This is a genomic window from Actinophytocola algeriensis (assembly GCF_014203735.1).
GTDB classification, from domain to species: Bacteria; Actinomycetota; Actinomycetes; order Mycobacteriales; family Pseudonocardiaceae; genus Actinophytocola; species Actinophytocola algeriensis.
Genome location: NZ_JACHJQ010000008.1, coordinates 466,509 through 484,572 on the forward strand (window position 1 = coordinate 466,509; position 18,064 = coordinate 484,572).

19 protein-coding genes and 1 riboswitch are annotated in these 18,064 nt (G+C 72.7%); of the genes, 10 read left to right on the forward strand and 9 right to left on the reverse strand.

What is annotated here, in order from left to right; translation table 11 throughout:
* Window positions 1-14 precede the first annotated feature (14 nt).
* Window positions 15-767, reverse strand: a complete 753-nt coding sequence (locus FHR82_RS35795) for an SDR family NAD(P)-dependent oxidoreductase (RefSeq protein WP_184815025.1) — start codon at window positions 765-767, stop codon at window positions 15-17.
* Between the two features lie 86 nt (window positions 768-853).
* Between FHR82_RS35795 and FHR82_RS35800 the strand changes: the two genes are divergently transcribed.
* Window positions 854-1,690: a helix-turn-helix transcriptional regulator gene (locus FHR82_RS35800; RefSeq protein ID WP_184815026.1), complete on the forward strand. Its 837-nt coding sequence runs from the start codon at window positions 854-856 to the stop codon at window positions 1,688-1,690.
* Between the two features lie 257 nt (window positions 1,691-1,947).
* Here FHR82_RS35800 and FHR82_RS35805 read toward each other — a convergent pair whose 3' ends face one another.
* Window positions 1,948-2,520: a sigma-70 family RNA polymerase sigma factor gene (locus FHR82_RS35805; RefSeq protein ID WP_184815027.1), complete on the reverse strand. Its 573-nt coding sequence runs from the start codon at window positions 2,518-2,520 to the stop codon at window positions 1,948-1,950.
* Window positions 2,521-2,593: 73 nt separating this feature from the next.
* Between FHR82_RS35805 and FHR82_RS35810 the strand changes: the two genes are divergently transcribed.
* Window positions 2,594-3,331, forward strand: a complete 738-nt coding sequence (locus tag FHR82_RS35810; protein ID WP_184815028.1) for a zf-HC2 domain-containing protein — start codon at window positions 2,594-2,596, stop codon at window positions 3,329-3,331.
* Here the strand turns inward: FHR82_RS35810 and FHR82_RS35815 are convergent.
* Together FHR82_RS35815 and FHR82_RS35820 are read right to left on the reverse strand one after the other, a co-directional pair.
* Complete coding sequence (locus tag FHR82_RS35815) at window positions 3,249-4,520, reverse strand: MFS transporter (RefSeq protein WP_184815029.1); 1,272 nt, start codon at window positions 4,518-4,520, stop codon at window positions 3,249-3,251. The two genes, FHR82_RS35810 and FHR82_RS35815, sit on opposite strands and share 83 nt — an antisense overlap.
* Window positions 4,521-4,627: 107 nt before the next feature.
* Window positions 4,628-5,479 (reverse strand): LysR family transcriptional regulator, encoded by an 852-nt coding sequence (locus FHR82_RS35820; RefSeq protein ID WP_184815030.1) that lies wholly within the window; start codon window positions 5,477-5,479, stop codon window positions 4,628-4,630.
* A gap of 69 nt (window positions 5,480-5,548) precedes the next feature.
* On the opposite strand from FHR82_RS35820, the gene FHR82_RS35825 reads away from it, so the two are divergent.
* The 3 genes from FHR82_RS35825 to FHR82_RS35835 all read left to right on the forward strand — a co-directional run bounded on the left by FHR82_RS35825 (window position 5,549) and on the right by FHR82_RS35835 (window position 8,143).
* The gene (locus FHR82_RS35825; protein ID WP_184815031.1) at window positions 5,549-6,424 is read left to right on the forward strand and encodes an EamA family transporter; all 876 of its coding nucleotides are present in this window, start codon (window positions 5,549-5,551) and stop codon (window positions 6,422-6,424) included.
* A 165-nt stretch (window positions 6,425-6,589) separates the two neighbouring features.
* Window positions 6,590-6,943, forward strand: coding sequence for a YciI family protein (locus FHR82_RS35830; RefSeq protein ID WP_184815032.1), 354 nt, complete (start codon window positions 6,590-6,592; stop codon window positions 6,941-6,943).
* Window positions 6,944-6,949: 6 nt separating this feature from the next.
* On the forward strand, window positions 6,950-8,143 hold the full coding sequence (locus FHR82_RS35835; RefSeq protein WP_184815033.1) for an RNA polymerase sigma factor: 1,194 nt from the start codon (window positions 6,950-6,952) through the stop codon (window positions 8,141-8,143).
* A gap of 50 nt (window positions 8,144-8,193) precedes the next feature.
* Here FHR82_RS35835 and FHR82_RS35840 read toward each other — a convergent pair whose 3' ends face one another.
* From FHR82_RS35840 to FHR82_RS35850, 3 genes are read right to left on the reverse strand one after another with little or no spacing between them, the layout of a single operon-like run.
* Window positions 8,194-9,402, reverse strand: coding sequence for a serine/threonine-protein kinase (locus FHR82_RS35840; protein ID WP_184815034.1), 1,209 nt, complete (start codon window positions 9,400-9,402; stop codon window positions 8,194-8,196).
* A gap of 57 nt (window positions 9,403-9,459) precedes the next feature.
* Window positions 9,460-10,206, reverse strand: a complete 747-nt coding sequence (locus FHR82_RS35845) for an ABC transporter permease (protein WP_184815035.1) — start codon at window positions 10,204-10,206, stop codon at window positions 9,460-9,462.
* Entirely contained in the window at window positions 10,203-10,925 is a 723-nt protein-coding gene (locus tag FHR82_RS35850; protein ID WP_184815036.1) for an ABC transporter ATP-binding protein, read from the reverse strand. Before FHR82_RS35850 ends, FHR82_RS35845 begins: the two co-directional genes overlap by 4 nt.
* Before the next feature lie 112 nt (window positions 10,926-11,037).
* Here FHR82_RS35850 and FHR82_RS35855 point away from each other — a divergent pair, with 112 nt between their 5' ends.
* Together FHR82_RS35855 and FHR82_RS35860 are read left to right on the forward strand one after the other, a co-directional pair.
* The gene (locus FHR82_RS35855) at window positions 11,038-12,138 is read left to right on the forward strand and encodes a sensor histidine kinase (protein ID WP_221464678.1); all 1,101 of its coding nucleotides are present in this window, start codon (window positions 11,038-11,040) and stop codon (window positions 12,136-12,138) included.
* Window positions 12,135-12,779, forward strand: a complete 645-nt coding sequence (locus FHR82_RS35860; protein WP_184815037.1) for a response regulator — start codon at window positions 12,135-12,137, stop codon at window positions 12,777-12,779. Before FHR82_RS35855 ends, FHR82_RS35860 begins: the two co-directional genes overlap by 4 nt.
* 1 nt (window position 12,780) lies before the next feature.
* On the opposite strand, the gene FHR82_RS35865 is transcribed toward FHR82_RS35860, so the two are convergent.
* Complete coding sequence (locus FHR82_RS35865) at window positions 12,781-13,329, reverse strand: GNAT family N-acetyltransferase (RefSeq protein WP_184815038.1); 549 nt, start codon at window positions 13,327-13,329, stop codon at window positions 12,781-12,783.
* 14 nt (window positions 13,330-13,343) lie between these two features.
* Entirely contained in the window at window positions 13,344-13,658 is a 315-nt protein-coding gene (locus tag FHR82_RS35870; protein ID WP_184815039.1) for a DMT family transporter, read from the reverse strand.
* Window positions 13,659-13,664: 6 nt separating this feature from the next.
* Window positions 13,665-13,730, reverse strand: a riboswitch (guanidine-III (ykkC-III) riboswitch).
* A 177-nt stretch (window positions 13,731-13,907) separates the two neighbouring features.
* Here FHR82_RS35870 and FHR82_RS35875 point away from each other — a divergent pair.
* The 3 genes from FHR82_RS35875 (at window position 13,908) to FHR82_RS35885 (ending at window position 18,064) form a co-directional block, all read left to right on the forward strand.
* Window positions 13,908-16,268, forward strand: coding sequence for a phosphoketolase family protein (locus FHR82_RS35875; protein WP_184815040.1), 2,361 nt, complete (start codon window positions 13,908-13,910; stop codon window positions 16,266-16,268).
* On the forward strand, window positions 16,256-17,335 hold the full coding sequence (locus FHR82_RS35880; RefSeq protein ID WP_311771434.1) for an acetate/propionate family kinase: 1,080 nt from the start codon (window positions 16,256-16,258) through the stop codon (window positions 17,333-17,335). The genes FHR82_RS35875 and FHR82_RS35880 overlap by 13 nt, the downstream gene beginning before the upstream one ends.
* An 81-nt stretch (window positions 17,336-17,416) precedes the next feature.
* A complete protein-coding gene (locus tag FHR82_RS35885; protein ID WP_184815041.1) occupies window positions 17,417-18,064 on the forward strand; it encodes a response regulator in 648 nt (215 codons plus the stop codon).

The following is an 18,064-nucleotide window of genomic DNA, read 5'->3' on the forward strand; positions in this document are numbered from 1 at the left end:
ACAGTCAAACACGGTCAGACGCCCGCGCCCCCGGTGACCGGCAGCACCGCGCCCGTCACGAACGAGGCGCGGTCGCTCAGCAGCCAGGCGGCCGACTCGGCGATCTCCTCCGGCGCGGCGGCCCGGCCAAGCGGTGTGCCCGCGACGATCCGCTCGACCACGCTCGGGTCGTGCCGGTTCCACTCCTCGACCATCTCGGTCATCGTGAGGCCCGGCGCGATCGCGTTGACGCGGATGCCCGCCGGGCCGTAGGTGACGGCCGCCGACTCGGTGAGGCTGTTGACGGCCCGCTTGGCCGCCCCGTACGCGGGCAGTGCCGGGTTGCCGATCAGGCTGCCCACGCTGCTGGTGTTGACGATCGCCCCGCCTCCGGTCCTGCTCATGGCCTTCACCTCCGCGGACACGGCGTAGAAGACGCCTTTCAGGTTGACCCGCAGGACGAGGTCGAACTGGTCTTCTGGGAAGTCCGCGACGGGGTGGGGCGGCACCCCGACGCCGGCGTTGTTGAAGGCGAGGTCGAGCCGCCCGTGGCGTTCGACGACGGTGGCCACCGCGTGCTCGACGCTCGCCACGTCGCCGAGGTCGGCGACCACGTACGAGGCGCCGGGGAGGTCCTCGGCGAGCGCCTTCAGCGCGTGCTCGGTGCGGGCGGCCAGCACCACCGTCGCACCCTCCCGGGTGAACAGGCGTGCCGCGGCGGCTCCGATGCCGCGGCTCGCCCCGGTGACCAGGGCGATCTTGCCGGTCAGCATTCCGTTCTCTGTCATGTCACCACCGTGCGGCGGCGCGGGCACCCCGTGACAGGCCCTGGCGGTACCTGGCTGATTCGCCGCCGCCGGGTCATGCTCGACAGGTGGACAAGCACGAAATGGGCCGTTTCCTGCGGCTGCACCGCGAGCGGCTGACGCCGTCGACGGTCGGCCTGCCCTCGGCCGGGCCCCGCCGCACACCGGGGCTGCGCCGCGAGGAGGTGGCCCAGCTCGCGCACATCTCGACGCAGTACTACACGCGCCTCGAACAGGCCCGCGGGCCGCACCCGTCGCGCCACGTGCTGGCCGCGATCGGCCGGGCGCTGCGCCTCAACGACGCCGAACGTGCCCACCTGTACACCCTCGGCGGTCAGCAGGCCGAGCCGCCGGGGCCGTCGGCCGACGTGCCCGACCGGATCCTCGACATGATCGAGCGGCTGCCGCACACCGCGGCCGTCGTGCTCGACGCGAAGTACGACATCCTCGCGTGGAACCCGCTCGCCGCGGCCCTGCTGGAGGACTTCTCGGCCCAGCCGCGCCGGGAACGCAACATGATCCGCCGGTACTTCCTGCACCCGGACCCGGCCCGCAGGCACTACGGCATCTCCGACGGCGCCGACTTCGGCCGGTTCGCGGTCCGGCACCTGCGTGCGGCCGCCGCCCGGTACCAGAGCGACCCGGCGACGCAGGACCTGGTTCGTGAGCTGCGCGCCGGCAGCCCCGAGTTCGCCGCGCTGTGGCCGAGCCCCGAAGTCTCCGGCCAGCGCCACCTGGTCAAGGTGGTCGACCACCCGCAGGTCGGCCCGATCACCCTGAACTGCGACATCCTGCTGGTCCCCGAACGCGACCAGCACGTCGTGCTGTTCACCGCCGAACCGGGCACCCCGGCTCACGACGCGCTGCGACTGCTGTCGGTGATCGGCCTCCAGCAGATGACCTAGCGCGCCGTACCGGGGGCGGGCTGGTTGCCGTGAAAGGCGCGTTCAGGACATCGCCGCCGCTGTGAAGGCGCGCAGGCGCGAAGGGGCGCGAGCCCCACACCACACCCGAGGCTGCCTGCCATCCCAGAGACCTGCCCCTCCGGCGAGGAGCCGCCGGAGGCAAACCCATCCGGCAAGGACAAACCACGAACCCACCCCGGCCACCGCAAGTGGACACAGCACCAGCAGCAGGGCCGGCGTACCCGGCGGAGTACGGCTCAGCCGGTGCCGTCCTGGCGGGCCTCGTCCGCGTCGAGGAGGTCCTGCCTGCCGCGTGACACGCGGGACCGGATGGTGCCGACCGGCACGCCGCAGATGTCGGCCGCCTCCGCGTAGGACAGGCCCAGCACCTGGGTCAGGACGAGTGCTTCCCTGCGCTCCGGCAGGAGCCCGTCGAGGAGGAGGTCGAGCTCGACGATGTCCTCGAAACCCGCCACGTTGTCGTGAGCGGCGGCCTGCCCCCGGTCGGCGACCTGGGTCCAGTCCACGGCGCCGGTGGTCCTCGGCCGAGACGTCACGGTCCTGATGTGGTCCACCACGACCCGCCGCGCGATCGACATCAACCACGTCCGCGCGGACGACCGGCCCGCGAACGACGACAGACTGGGCAGCGCCCGCAGATAGGTCTCCTGCGTGAGGTCGTCCGCGAGACCGACACCAGCGAGATGCGCGACAAGCCGCCACACGTCCCGCTGCGACGCCCGCACGAACCGCTCCAGCGCGCCGCGATCGCCCTTGCCCGCGGCGAACGCCGACTCGGTCAGCTCGTCGACGTCCCGAGGAGTCCCCACAGGCCCGGAGCGTATCCGACACACCGCCGGGAACCACACGCCTCGTCAGAACGACAATGAGACCGTGGATTGCGTGACGTGTCGTGAGTCCCTGTCGGCCAGGCTGGACGGCGAGGCCGAGCCCGCCCCCGCCGAGCAGGTCGACGCGCACCTGGCCGAGTGCGGTGCGTGCCGGGCGTGGCAGCGCCGGAGCGAGGAGCTGAACCGCTCGCTGCGGGTGCGCCCCGCCACCCCGGTCCCCGACCTCAGCGAGGCGATCCTGGCGAACGCGCCCGAGATCGAACCCGCGCAGGGCTGGTGGGTGCGGGGCGCGCTGGTGTGCGTGGCCGTCGCGCAGGTGACGCTGGGGCTGAGCCAACTCGTCGGGATGGGCACCACCGCCATGCACGTGGGGCACGAGACCGCACCCGCCGTCGCAGGCCACCTGTTCAACGAGAGCACCGCCTGGAACCTGGCGCTGGGCATCGGGATGCTGTGGGCCGCGTTCCGGCCGAGGGCGACGTCCGGGCTGGTGCCGGTGCTCGCCGGGTTCGTGGTGGTGCTGTTCGCGTACTCGGCCCACGACCTGGCCACCGGTGCGGCACCGGTCTCCCGCGTCCTGGGGCACGGCCTGCTGGTGCTGGGGCTGGGCCTGATGATCGTGGTCAACCGCCGCCACCGCCCGCACGCCCCGGACGGCACCAGGGCCGCCACCACGGACGGCACGGCGTCGGGTGCGGCGGGCGGCGTCACCGATCCGGCCGCCCCGGACGTGGCGGGCCCGACCGGACGGCCACACCTCCGCCCGGCCGGTCACCACCGCGCGGCCTGACCACCGGGCACAGCAACAGCGGGCTGGCCAGGGCGACCAGTCCGACGACGGTGATCGCGGCACGTGGGCTGGTGGCGGAGGCCAGCACACCGGCAAGGGCGGTGCAGGCGGCGATGGCGGCGCTGCTGCTGACCGACCACGCGGCCAGCGTGCGCGCGATCCGGTCGTCCGGGGTGTGTTCGAGCCGGTAGGTGGCGAGCACCGGGTTGAACAGGCTGACGCTGACGATGATCGCGAACTCCAGGACCATCACCAGGACCAGACCGCCGACCCCGGCCGGGGTGAACGCCAACCCGATCAGCCACACGGCGCGCAACGACCCCGCCACCCGGAGCACGGTCCCCCGCCCGTACCGGCCCACGACACGCCGGGCCAGCCGCGACCCGATGAGCCCGCCAGCACAGGGCACGGCGAACGCGAGCCCGAACTGCCATGGCGCGAACCCGAGCGGGCCGAGCATGAGCACCGCCAGCAGCGGCTCGGTGGCGATGATCGACCCGTTGACGAGCAGGACGTTGACGTAGAGCGCCCGCAGCCCGCGGTGCGCGAGGATGTGCCGCCAGCCCGCGACCAGCTCACGACCACGACGTCCGGGAGTCCGGACCGGACGCTCCTCCCGGCCGCGAACCGCGATGATGCCCAACGCGGACAACAGGTAGCCGCACGCGTCGGCCACCGCGGTGACGACCGGCCCGAACAGGCCGATCGCCGCGCCACCCAGCGGCGGCCCGATCGCGGTGGCACTCCACGTCGTCGACTCGAACCGGGCGTTCGCGACGAGCAGGTCGTCCGGCCGCACCACGGCCTTGAGGAAGGCCCCGCCCGCCGCGCCGAACGCGATCTTGGCCGCGGCCAGCGCCGCCGACACGACGAGCAGCTGAACGAAACCGAGCCACCCCAAGGCATACGCGACCGGTACGGACAGCATCGCGAGGAACCGCAGGAGATCCATGGCGATCATCACCGGCCGCTTGCGCCGGAACTCCACCCACGGCCCGAGCGGCAACGCGATCAACGCCCCCACCGCGGGCCCCACCGCGGACAACGCCGACACCTGCGCCGGACTGGCGTGCAACACGAGCACGGCGATCAACGGCAGGGCGCCGAACCCGAACCCGGAACCGTACGCACTGACGGCGTAGGCCGCCCACAACCACCCGAACCGCCGCCCCAGCCGCCGCCGCGCCACTTCCGCCGCCTTCCCTCGGTGAACGGCGCACAGCACAGCGGGCAACGACGGGCAAGATCCAACAACCGCGCCCGCGGCGCGTCACAACAGCCGGTTGTACCGGCCGGTCAGGTCCGGTACAGCTCGGTGAGCAGTGCGACGGCGGCACGGGTCGACGGGTGCGGGTCGTCGCGCCACCAGATCAGCCGCACCGGGATGGGCGTGGCGTCGCGGACGGCGCGGAACGTCACGCCGGGTCGCGGGTACTGGGCGACGGTGCTCTCCGCGGTGACGCCGACGCAGCGACCGGTGGCGATGACCGTCAGCCAGTCGTCGACGTCCTGGGTGTACTCCACCTCGGGCCTGCCGTCCGGCGGCCACAGGTCGGTGGTCGTCGTGCCGCTGCGCCGGTCGATGACGAGCCTGCGGTCCGCGATCTCGGCGAGCCGCAGGGACCGGCGGCGCACCCACGGGTCGTCCGAAGCCATGGCGCAGTACCGCCGCTCGAGGCCCACGATGACGCCGTCGAAGCGCCGCCGGTCGGGTTCGGTGCGCGTCACCGCGAGATCGCACGCGCCTTCCGCGAGCCCGCCGGTGGCGGAGTTGGTGCGCACCATGTGGAGTTCGACGTCCTGGTGCAGCACGGCCCAGCGGCGCTGGAACGCCACGGTGTGCCTGCCCATGGCGGACCACGCGTAGCCGATGCGCAGCGCGCTGTGCCCCGAGGTCGCCTCGCGCACCAGGTCGCCTGCCTCGGCCAGCAGGCGCCGGGCGCGCGTGATGACGCGGCCGCCGACCGCGGTGGGCACGACCTCGCGGCTGGTCCGCCGCAGCAGCCGGACGCCGAGCGCGGACTCGAGCGCGGCCAGCGTGCGGGAGACGGCCGCCTGGGACACCCCGAGCGCACCGGCCGCGTCGGTGAACGTGCCCTCGTCCACGATCGCGACGAGGCACCGCAGCTGCCGCAGCTCGACATCCATGACCAGAGCGTATAGCCGACGCGTCCGATGCATTTTGCGCAACCGTCGCGGTGGCGCAGTCTCGGTCCCATGCGGACGACGGCACAGCGGGCTCCGGCCGGCCCGGCGGCACCGGCGGAACCCGGCCGGGCCGCCGGGATCGCGATGATGCTGGGCAGCGGGGTGTCGAACCAGACCGGCGCGGCACTCGGCGCGACCGCGTTCGACGTGCTCGGCCCGGCCGGCGTGGTCGCGGTGCGCCAGTGGGTCGCGGCCGCGGTGCTGCTGGCGATCGGCAGGCCGAGGGTGCGGTCGTTCACCTGGGCGCAGTGGTGGCCGGTACTGCTGCTGGCGGCGGTGTACGCGACGATGAACCTGTCGCTGTACACCGCGATCGACCGCATCGGGCTCGGGCTGGCGGTGACGCTCGAGTTCCTCGGTCCGCTCGCGGTGGCGTTGTCCGGCTCCCGCCGCGCGCTCGACCTCGGCTGCGCGGCCGTCGCCGCGGCAGGCGTGGTGGCACTGTCCCGCCCGCAGCCGACCACGGACTACGTCGGCATCGGCCTCGGCCTGCTGGCCGCCGCGTGCTGGGCGTCGTACATCCTGCTCAACCGGTCGGTCGGGCGGCGGCTGCCCGGCGTGGCGGGGACGGCGGCCGCGGCCGGGATGTCGGGGTTGCTGTTCGTCCCGGTCGGTGTGGTGGTGCTGCTGTCGCACCCGCCGACACCGGCCGCGCTGTGGTGCGCCGCGGCGGCCGGGGTGCTGTCGTCCGCGGTGCCGTTCCTCACCGACGTGCTGGCGCTGCGGCGGGTCCCGGCCCACTTCTTCGGGGTGTTCATGAGCGTCAACCCGGTGGTGGCCGCGCTGGCCGGGCTGTTGTTCCTCGACCAGACCCCGGAGGCGATCGAGTGGCTGGCCATCACGGCCATCGTCACCGCGAACGCCATCAGCACCTGGCGCGGATGATCACCGGGCCGTCGCCGCGTTCCGCTACCTTGCGCGTACGCGGGTGGGTGGCCGTCGGAAAATTCTTCCTCGGTGGTGTCGAATGGCGTCGCGCCCGTTCGTGGCCTGGGTGAGAGACCGGCAACGGACCGGTCACCGCCTGTCTGATCCTCGGAGGGGTTCGCCATGAAGCAGTACCTGCTCGCCGTCCAGCTCGACGAGAGCGCGCCGGAGTCCGACGAGGAGACGCGGCGGCAGATGGCCGCGACGGGCAAGGTCACCGACGAGATGAAGGCCGCCGGGTCGTGGGTGTTCGTCGGCGGCCTGCTGCCGTCGCACGCCTCCACGGTCGTCCGCCCCTCGGGCGGCACGACCACGATGACCGACGGCCCGTTCGCCGAGACGAAGGAGCAGCTCGGGGGCTTCTGGGTCATCCAGGTCGACGACCTCGACCAGGCGCTGGCCTGGGCCGACAAGTGCGCACTGGCCTGCGGGCGCCCGATCGAGGTGCGGCCGTTCAACATCGTCCCGGGGGAATGAGCGCGGATGGACCTGGACAGCGTCTACCGGGCGGAGTACGGCCGGTGCGTGGCCACGCTGACGCGCCTCCTCGGAGACATCGGGCTCGCCGAGGAGGCCGTGCAGGAGGCGTTCGCGGTGGCCGTCCGGAAGTGGGACGAGGAACTGCCCGCCAATCCGGGCGCGTGGATCGTGACGACCGCCCGCAACCGGGCGATCGACCGCCTGCGCAGGGAATCCACCCGGCACGCCCGCCACGCACAGGCGCTGCTGCTGAACCAACCCGGCGAACCCGAGGAGGTGGGACCGGTGCGCGACGACCAGCTCCGCATGATCTTCACCTGCTGCCACCCCGCGCTGTCGCCGCTCGCGCAGACCGCGCTCACCCTGCGACTGCTCGGCGGCCTGGACGCGCCGGAGATCGCGCGGGCCTACCTGGTGCCGGAGGCGACCGTCTACCAGCGGATCGTCCGCGCGAAGAAGAAGATCCGCGACGCGGGCATCCCCTACCGGGTGCCCGACGCCGCCGAACTCCCCGGCCGGCTGGCCTCGGTGCTCACCGTGCTCTACCTGATCTTCAACGAGGGGTACACGTCCACCTCGGGGGACCTGCTGCGGACCGACCTGAGCCTGGAGGCCGTCCGCATGGCGCGAGCACTCGCCGACCTGATGCCCGACGAGCCGGAGGTGACCGGGCTGCTGGCGCTGCTCCTGCTCGTCGAAGCCCGGCGGCCCGCGCGGATGGGACCGGCGGGCGAGCTGGTGCCGCTCGCGGAGCAGGACCGGTCGGCGTGGAACCGGGAACTGATCGCCGAAGGGCACGAGCTGGTGCGGCGGTGCCTGCGCCGGGGCCAGCCGGGGCCCTACCAGCTGCAGGCCGCGATCAACGCCGTGCACACCGACGGGCCCGCGACCGACTGGACACAGGTGCTGTCGCTCTACGACCAGCTGTTGGCGCACACCCCGACCCCGATCGTGGCGCTCAACCGCGCGGTCGCCGTCGCCGAGGTGCACGGACCGGCGCTGGCGCTGGCCATCGTCGACGAGCTGGACCTGCCGGGCTACCACCTGCTGCCCGCCACCCGCGCGGACCTGCTCGCCCGCCTCGGCCGCACCGCCGAGGCCGTCGCCGCCTACGACGAGGCGATCACCCTCGCCACCAACGACACCGAACGATCCTTCCTGGCGACGCGACGGGAACGCCTGTCGCGGGAACCCTGACACCGGACCGCGATCACGTTCCGGCCATCACGAGGGCATGGCAACCCGGTTCACCGGGGCTTGTTTCCCTTGCCCTGCTGGCCGTCCTTGCCCTTGTCCGCGCCCTTGCCCTGGCCGTTGTTCGCGTCGGGGCCGCTCGGCGGGGTGCTGTCCGAGCCGTTCGCCGCGCCGCTGTTGGCACCACCTGCCGGGACATCGGCCGGGACCGCGGGACCGGGGCCCCGCTGGGAGCCCGTGGCGTCCTGGTCGGCGGGTGCCGGCGGCCGTACCCCCGGCGCCCGGTCGGTGGTGCCTGAGATCCCCGGCGTCACCGCCGCGGGCTCGCCCAACGGCCGCCCTGGCACGGTCTGCGGCACGGCGGCGACCGCGCCGGCCACCGCGAGGAGCGCCAGCGCCACCAGACCGGTGTGGACGGGTCGCGGCGAGACCGACCGGGGTCGTGGCACCTCGACCGTGACCTTGTCGGTGACGGCGGCCAGCAACGCGGCACAGCGAGCGGCGTCCGGGCGGGCGGCAGGCTCCCGCGCGGTCATCGCCGTGAGCACCGCCGACCACGAACCCGGGAGGGTGTCGGGGATCCGCGGTGGCCGGGACAGGCGGGCCACCGCGGTCTCCGCCACGTTCCCCGTGTACTCGGTGCGTCCGGTGAGGCATTCGAGCAGCAGCAGGCCGAGCGAGTAGATGTCCGCGGCCGGACCCACGTCGGGATCGGTGATCTGCTCCGGCGCGAGGTAGGCCGCGGTGCCGACGTACTGCCCCGGGCTGGTCAGGTGCGTCGCGCTCCTGGCGCGGGCGAGCCCGAAGTCGGTGAGGTGGCAGGCACCCGACGAGTCGACGAGGACGTTGCCGGGCTTGATGTCCCGGTGCACCACGTCGTGGGCGTGGACGTAGGCCAGGACCGTCGCGAGCCGGACACCGATCCGCGCCACCGCGGCCGGTTCGAACGCCCCGCCCGCGAGCAGGTCACGCAGGCTGGGCCCGTCGACCAGGCGCAGCACCAGGAACGGCCGGTCGCCGTCGAGGTCGACGTCGTACACGGTCACCAGGCCCGGGTGCGACAGCCCGGCCAGCAGCCGCGCCTCGGACGCGAACCGGTAGCGCCCCAGGGGATCCACCGCCTCGAACAGCTTCACCGCGACCCGGCGGCCCAGCACGACGTCGACCGCCTCGTACACGGTCGCTGCGCCACCCTGCCCGACGAGGGTCCCGAGCCGGTAACGGCCACCCAAGAGACGCCCGCCCGGGTCGTCGACGTCCATCCGGTGATCCCCTTTCATCCGGGGACCTGTACCCACGACAACCCCGGCCCAAACCACTCAGTTCCAGCGGAACCACACCGTCGCCACGGTGACGCCCGCCGCGGTCACGGCGACCAGCGCGGCGATGGTGTCCGCCGGGACCGGAGCGCCCGCCCAGGCGTGGGACAGGGCGTCGACGGTGGCGCCGAACGGGAGCCACGAACCCACCTCGGCCACCACGTCCGGGAGGGCGTCGACGCCGCCGAACATACCGCCCACCGCGCCGAGGACGAAGAACGCGATCAGGCCGATGGCGACCGCCGAGTTCGGGGTCGGCGCCAGCGACGCGACCACCATGCCCACCGCGTACAACGCCAGGATCGACAACGTCATCGCCAGCACCGCCGCGCCTGCCGCCGCCGGGGGGCGGGCGCCGAAACCGAGCACGGCCACCGCGAACGCCAACCCGATGCCGATCAGCGCCTGCGCCAGGCTCACCAGCAGCTGGGCGACGAGCACCAGCAGCGGTGACACCGGGGTGACGGCGAGGCGGCGCAGGATCCCCGCACGCCGGTAGTAGGCGAGGAAGCTCGGCATGTTGATCACACCGATCGACGCCAGGACGATCGCGAACACCAGCGGCAGCACGTGCATGTCCAATGCGGAGCGGCCGCCGGGGACCTCCTGTCCCGCCGCGGCCGACGCGTTCATCACCAGTACCAGCATCGGCAGCGCGATCGGCACCACGAGCCCTGCCGTGTCGCGCACGACCATCCGCGCCTCGCACTTCGTCAACGTCAGCCACGCGGCCATCGGGGTGCTCATGCTTCCTCCGGTTCGGTTCCGGTCAGTGCCATGAAGGTCTCCTCGAGCGAGCTCGCGCCCGCCTTCGCGATCAGCTCGGCGGGTGGGCCGAGCGCGACGATCCGGCCGTGGTCGAGGACCGCGACCCGGTCGCACAGCCGCTCCACCTCGTCCATCGCGTGGCTCACCAGCAGCACGGTCTCCTCACGCAACGCGTCGATCGCCGCCCACACCCGCCGCCTGGCACGCGGGTCGAGGCCGGTGGTCAGCTCGTCGAGGATCACCACCTTCGGCCTGCCGACGAGGGCGAGCGCGATCGACAGCCGCTGCTGCTGGCCGCCGGAGAGCCGCTCGAACCGGGTGCCGCGCTGCTCCCCCAGCTCGACCACGTCGAGCAGCTCGGCCGCCGGTCTCGGAGCGCGGTAGAAGCTGCGGTACAGGTCGACGAGCTCGGCGACGGTGAGCGAGTGGTGCAGGTACGGCTCCTGCAGCTGCACCCCCAGCACCTGCCGCAGTGCCGCCCGGTCCCGCCTCGGGTCGAGGCCGAGCACGGCGACCCGGCCGCGGTCCGGGGTACGCAGCCCGGCGACCATCTCCACCGTGGACGTCTTGCCTGCGCCGTTGGCCCCGACGATCGCGACCACCTCGCCGGGCTCGACAGTCAGGGTCACGTCGTCCACCGCGACGACGTCGCCGTACCGCTTGTGCAGGTGTGCCACCAGGATGGCCGGTTCACTCATGACGGCGACGCTAGGTGCGGCGGCCCCCGGTCCGCGGGTGCCGCCGGTCAGTGATCGTGACCATGACCATCGGCACCCCCGTCCGCGATGTCCGTTTCTCTAGTGTGTTGGCATGAACCGGTTCGGACCGGACGAGTGGTCGGGTCTCGCGATGCTCGTCGTGTGCGTGGGTGTCGGGGTGCCGGTGGTGCTGGGCGCCGAGCCCGACGTGCCGCTCGCGGTGTGGCTGACCGGCTTCGCGACCGTGCTCGGCGCGGCGCTCGCGGCGTTGTTCACCGAGCGCGGGACCGTGCGGTACAGCCTCTTCGGGCTGGCGGTCGTGGTCAGCTGGGGCCTGGTCGTGTCCGCGCCGGGCGCCGGGTTGCTGCCGGTCCTGCTGGTCGCGCTCGCCGCGCTCGGCGCGGAGGTCGTCGGTGTGCCGGTCGCGTTCACTGTCGCCTGCGCGAACACCGCGGTCGTCGCCGTGACCGCGGGCAGGCAGGGCGCCGACGCCGTCACCGTGCTGACCGCGAGCGGGTTCTACGCGCTGATCCAGGTCGCGTCCGTGCTCAGCATCGCGGCGTCGCTGCGGGAGCGCCGGGTGCGCCGCGAGCTGACCGAGATTAACGTGGAGCTGAGTGCCGCGGGGGTGCTGCTGGAGGAGTCCGCGCGCACCGCGGAGCGGCTGCGGATCTCGCGCGAGCTGCACGACCTCATCGGGCACCAGCTCACCGTGCTGACACTGGAGCTGGAGGCGGCGCGGCACCGGGCGGACGGCCCGGCGCGCGAGCACGTCGAGCGGGCGCGCACGGTGGCGCGGGACCTGCTCGCGGACGTCCGCACGACCGTCGGCACCCTGCGCACCGAGCACGCCGCCGACCTGGCGGAGGCGTTGCGGCGCGTCGGCAGACAGGTGCCCGGGCTGGCGGTCGCGGTCCACATCGACGACGCGGTCACCACCGACGAGGAACAGACCGCCGTGCTGGTGCGCGCGATGCAGGAGATCGTCACGAACACGCTCCGGCACGGGAACGCGAGCACGCTGCGGGTCGAGGTGGTCCGCGACGGCGACCACATCCGGCTGACCGCGGCCGACGACGGGTGCGGCGCCCCGGACGTGCTGGCGGGCAACGGGTTGCGTGGCCTGTCCGAACGCGTCACCGCCCTCGGCGGGGCGGTCGACGTCGACGGCGCCGCCGGGTTCACGGTCACGGCGACGGTGCCGGTCCGATGACCCGCGTGCTGCTCGTCGACGACCAGACCCTGGTGCGCCACGGCATCCGCGCCCTGCTCGACCTGGCGGGCGTCGAGGTCGTCGGCGAGGCCGACGACGGCGGCGCCGCGCTCACGGCGATCGAGGAGACCAGGCCCGACGTGGTGCTGCTCGACCTGCGGATGCCCCGCCACGACGGCATCTGGACGCTCAACCGGTTGCGGGAACGCGGCGTCGACCTGCCGGTGCTCGTGCTGACCACGTTCGACGACGACACCCTCGTGCTCGACGCGCTGCGCGCGGGCGCCCGCGGCTACCTCCTCAAGGACGTCACCCTCGAACAGCTGACCCACGCCGTCGCGACCCTCGCGGGCGGCGGCACGCTCATCGCCCCCGCCATCACCGACCGCCTCGTCCGCGCGATCCGGTCCGGCCCGTCCCCCGCCGGCGCCGACGCACCCCCGGTGCAGGACCTCACCGAACGGGAGCTGGAGGTGCTGCGGCTCATGGCGCAGGGCTGCACCAACCGGGAGATCGCGGAACTGCTGTTCCTCGCGGAGGGCACCGTCAAGAACCACGTGTCGACGATCCTGCTCAAGCTCGGCGCCCGCGACCGCACCAAGGCGGTGCTGCGCGCGCTCCACGAGGGCATCCTGCGCTGACTCACCGCACTACGACGTCCGGGAGGTCCGGCCAGACGAAGCGCCGCATCAGGGGCACACCGTCGAGCCGCTGTGGCACGCCGCCAGGCGGTGGCACCGGCGTCAGGTCGAGGCCGGTGCCACCGATCGCGCGGTAGAACCCCTGGGCGGCGGTGTTCTGCTCCAGCACCCACAGGTACATCGCCTTGCGCACCGCGTGCGACGCGACCGCTGCCGCCGCGCGTGCCATGAGCGCGGCGCCGATGCCACCGCGCTGCCGGTCGTGGCTGACGTGCAGGTTGTCCACCAGGCTGCCCCAGCGGTCGTCCTTGTCGAACATGACGTGCACGAAGGCCGCGAGCCCTGCGGGGTCCTCGGCGAGCACGGTCGCGGTGCCGGTCTGGTCGGCGAGCCGCGCGGACCACTCCGCGACGCGTTCCTGGACGACGTCGCCGTCGAGGTACGCGTCGGCGTAGGCACCCCGGTAGTGCCTGCGCCAGCTCTCCGCGTGCAGCAGGCCCACCTTCTCGGCGTCACCGCGAGCCGCGGCGCGGAACCGCGGCGATGTCATACCCCTCCCCAGTCTCAGTGGGCCAGTTTCAGCCCCACGACACCCGCGACGATCAGCAGCAGGCAGCACAACCGCACGACGGTGACCGGTTCGTCGAGGTACAGCATGCCGAACACGGCGGTGCCGACGGCGCCGATGCCGACCCACACCGCGTAGGCGGTGCCGACCGGGATGGTGCGCATGGCGATGGCGAGGCCCGCCATGCTCGCGACGAGTGCGACGGCGAACACCGCTGACGGCACGAGGCGGGTGAAACCGGCGCTCTTGCCCAGTGCGATCGCCCAGACGGTTTCGAACAGGCCGGAGACGGCCAGGATGATCCAGTTCATGGTGGTGGTGCGTCGTCTTCGCCGGGCCGGGTACGACGCGCTCGTCCGGAACGACGCGTGCCGCGCCGTTGGCGCCACCATAACCGACCAGTCCGTCCGGTTCGGCCGGTGGAGACGAACCTCACCATCCACAAAGGACTACCAGGTCGCCCGCCACCCGATCGGAGGTGGCGGGCGCGGCCACGCATAGGTCCGGCCCCGGACGGGCACCCCCACCCCACGAAGGCCGACCACGGGGAGCGAACACCGGTGACCGACAACGCACTCGACCAGCAGGCCCTCGACGCGTACTGGCGGGCGGCGAACTACCTGTCCGCGGGCCAGATCTACCTGCTCGACAACCCGCTGCTGCGCGAACCGCTGCGCCGCGAGCACATCAAACCGCGGCTGCTCGGGCACTGGGGTACCACGCCCGGCCTGAACTTCCTCTACACGCACCTCAACCGCGTGATCCGGGCGCGTGACCTCAACACCATGGTCGTGATCGGCCCCGGCCACGGCGGGCCCGCGATGCTCGCGAACACGTGGCTGGAGGGCAGCTACACCGCCGCCAACCCGGCCGTGCAGCGCGACGAGGCGGGCATGCGCGCGCTGTTCAGGCAGTTCTCGTTCCCCGGTGGCGTGCCGAGCCACGTCGCGCCGGAGGTGCCCGGGTCCATCCACGAAGGTGGCGAGCTTGGCTACTCGCTCGCCCACGCGTACGGCGCCGCGTTCGACAACCCGGACCTGGTCGTGGCGTGCGTCGTCGGTGACGGCGAGGCGGAGACCGGGCCGCTCGCGACCAGCTGGCACGCCAACAAGTTCCTCGACCCGGTGCACGACGGCGTGGTGCTGCCGATCCTGCACCTCAACGGCTACAAGATCGCCAACCCGGCCGTGCTGGCCCGCATCCCGGAGGAGGAACTGGACGCGCTGCTGCGGGGCTACGGCTACGCGCCGCGCTACGTCACCGGCTCCGGCACTGACACCGCACAGACACACCGGGACATGGCCGCGGCGCTGGACGGTGCGCTCGACGAGATCGCCGCCATCCAGCAACGCGCCCGCACCGGCGGCGACCGCACCCGCCCGCGCTGGCCGGTGATCGTGCTGCGCTCCCCGAAGGGCTGGACCGGTCCGTCCGAAGTGGACGGTGTGCCGGTGACGGACACGTGGCGGGCGCACCAGGTTCCGCTGTCCGGGGTGCGGGACAACCCGGAACACCTCGCGCTGCTGGAGGAGTGGCTGCGCTCCTACCGGCCGGAGGAGCTGTTCGACGACAACGGCGCGCCGGCGGCCGAGCTGCTGGACCAGGTGCCGGACGGCGACCGCAGGATGGGTGCCAACCCGCACGCCAACGGCGGTCTGCTGCTGCGTCCGCTGCACCTGCCGGACTTCCGGGACTACGCGGCGGAGGTGGGCAAGCACGGCGGCACGACCTCGGAGCCGACCCGCGTGCTCGGCCATTTCCTGCGGGATGTCGTCCTGGACAACGCCGACGCGCGGAACTTCCGGCTCTTCGGGCCCGACGAGACGGCGTCGAACCGGCTCGACGCGGTGTACGAGGCGACCGGGAAGCAGTGGCAGGCCGGCGTGCTCCCGGTCGACGAGCACCTGGTCCACGACGGGCGTGTGGTCGAGGTGCTGTCCGAGCACCTGTGCCAGGGCTGGCTGGAGGGCTACCTGCTCACCGGCCGCCACGGCCTGTTCTCCTGCTACGAGGCGTTCATCCACATCGTCGACTCGATGTTCAACCAGCACGCCAAGTGGCTCAAGACCAGCAAGGCGCTGCCGTGGCGGCGGCCGGTCGCGTCGCTGAACTACCTGCTGACCTCGCACGTGTGGCGGCAGGACCACAACGGTTTCTCCCACCAGGACCCCGGGTTCATCGACCACGTGATGAACAAGAAGGCCGAGGTCATCCGCGTGTACCTGCCGCCGGACACGAACACGCTGCTGTCGGTGGCGGACCACTGCCTGCGCAGCCGCGACTACGTCAACGTCGTGGTGGCAGGCAAGAACGAGAGCCCGGACTGGCTGCCGATGGACGAGGCGGTCCTGCACGCCACCCGCGGCGCCGGCATCTGGGACTGGGCCGGGAACGAGGACGGCGGTGATCCGGACGTGGTCCTGGCCTGCGCGGGTGACGCGCCCACCCTGGAGGTCATGGCCGCCACGTCCATCCTGCGCGAGCAGCTGCCCGAGCTGAAGGTGCGGGTGGTCAACGTGGTCGACCTGATGCGCCTGCAACCGCACACCGAGCACCCGCACGGCATGACCGACCCCGAGTTCGACGCCACGTTCACCACGGACAAACCGGTGATCTTCGCCTACCACGGCTACCCGTGGCTGATCCACCGCCTGACCTACCGGCGCACCAACCACCACAACATCCACGTGCGCGGCTACAAGGAAGAAGGCACCACGACCACCCCGTTCGACATGCTCGTGCTCAACGACCTCGACCGGTTCCGGCTGGTCATCGACGTGCTGGACCGGGTGCCGCACCTCGGGGCGCGCACCGCGCTGATCCGGCAGCGCATGGCCGACCTGCGGGCCCGCCACCACCAGTGGACCCGCGAGCACGGCGAGGACCTGCCCGAGGTCCTCGACTGGGTGTGGCCGTACTGATGGGGCGCGTGCTGGTCGTCAACGCGGGCTCGTCGAGCCTGAAGCTCGCGCTCGTGGCCGACGCGGACGAGGTCGTCGAGGCCACCACGCTCGAACGGTGGGACGGCGAGACCGGGGGACTGGCGGACTTCGTCGCCGGGCTGCCCCACGTGGACGCGGTCGGGCACCGGATCGTGCACGGTGGCGCCGAGTTCAGCGAGCCGGTCCTGCTCGACGAGGACGTCCGCGACCGCGTCGCGGCCCTCACCGAGCTGGCACCCCTGCACCAGCCGCGCGGCGTGGCCGGCATCGACGCCGTCGGCACCGTCCTGCCCGGCGTGCCCTCGGTCGCGTGCTTCGACACCGCGTTCCACCACGACCTGCCTGCCGCGGCCAGGACGTACGCGCTGCCCAAGGAGTGGAACGAGCGGTGGTCGTTGCGCCGCTACGGGTTCCACGGCCTCTCGCACGCGCACGTCGCGCGGCGGGTGGCCGAGCTGGCCGGGCCGGACCGGCGGATCGTCAGCTGCCACCTGGGCGCAGGCGCGTCGCTCGCGGCGATCGCGGGCGGCCGGTCCGTCGACACGACGATGGGGTTCACGCCGCTCGCCGGTCTCGTGATGGCGACGCGGTCGGGTGACGTCGACCCGGGGCTGGTGCTGTGGCTGCTGCACCACGGCGGCGTGTCCGCCGACGAGCTGTCGGACCTGCTCGAACACCGCAGCGGGCTCGCCGGGCTGACCGGTGGCAGCGGCGACCTGCGCGACATCGTGGCGAACGAGGCCGACCAGCCCGCGCTGGCGGTCTACCTCCACCGCCTGCGGCGGGAGATCGCGGCGATGGCGGCGGCCATGAACGGCGTGGACGTCCTCGTGTTCACCGGCGGTGTCGGCGAGCACCAGCCGGTCGTCCGTGCCAGGACCGCGGCAGGCCTGGCGTTCCTCGGGGTGGCGGTCGACGCCGATCGGCCGGTCGACGGGGACACCGAGATCACCGCGCCGGGTGCGGCGGTGCGCAGCTTCGTCGTCACCGCGCGCGAGGACGTCGAGATCGCTCACCAGGTCAGGTCCATCGTGCGCGGTGCTTGACTTGTCGCGCCCCGAGTTCGAGTCTTGCCAGCGGGCACACCTCTGGGTCGAGCGGGAAACCGGTGTGCCGAGGAGGCAGTCGTGTCTTTGCGTGTCCTGCTGGTCGACGACCACGAGATCGTGCGGCGGGGCATCGCCGACATCATCGGCACCGCGGCCGACCTCGAGGTGGTCGGCGAGGCCGCGGGCGTCGAGGAGGCACTCGCGCGGGCGCCGCAGGTGAACGCGGACGTCGCGGTGCTCGACGTGCGGATGCCCGACGGCAACGGCATCGAGCTGTGCCGTGACCTGAAGTCGCAGCTGCCCGACCTGCGGTGCCTGATGCTGACGTCCTACGCCGACGACGACGCGTTGTTCGACGCGATCATGGCAGGCGCGTCCGGCTTCGTGCTGAAGCAGGTGCTGGGCCTTGACCTGCTGGCCGCGATCCGCACAGTCGGGGCGGGCGGCTCGCTGCTGGACCCGAGGACCACGGCCGCGCTGATGAACCGCATCCGCCGGGAACGCGAGGAGCACAACCCGCTGAACGCGCTCACCGAGCAGGAGCGGGCCGTGTTCGACCTCATCGGTGAGGGTCTGACCAACCGCCAGATCGGCGAGAAGCTCTTCCTCGCCGAGAAGACGATCAAGAACTACGTCTCGCACCTGCTGAACAAGCTCGGCATGCAGCGCCGCACCCAGGCCGCCGTCCTGGCCGCCGAGCTCCGCTCCCGCAAGCAAGGCGGCTGA